1 protein-coding gene is annotated in these 287 nt (G+C 50.9%); it reads right to left on the minus strand.

All coding sequences use genetic code 11. From position 1 onward, the window contains the following. A partial coding sequence (locus tag ACZ2V4_RS11735; protein WP_490514953.1) for a hypothetical protein occupies window positions 1–212 on the minus strand: 212 nt, incomplete at its 3' end. Window positions 213–287 lie beyond the last annotated feature (75 nt).

Below are 287 nucleotides of genomic sequence, written 5' to 3' on the forward strand. Positions count from 1 at the left end.
TAGTAGATCAGGTCAAGCGCCAAGAAGATGTGCCGGATGGGCAAATCCTCTGGAGGTTCCTGCTCTGCCATAATGCAGCTCGCGATCGTTGCGCACAGTTTGTCGCTGAGCACTACTGCCGTCACCTTGCGACCTTCCTCGCGCACCCCTGAGCTAAGACGGGCCAGAGCGCCAAGAAAGTTCTCATCAAGCTTTAAGACATGAGTACTCATTTAGTGTTCCTTAGTTTGTTTCTATCCATCACGAACATAAAGGTGACGGCTACAACCGTGTACACACTCATGATC

The sequence above is a fragment of the Macrococcus sp. CoH-51_TC_04 genome (assembly GCF_058188655.1).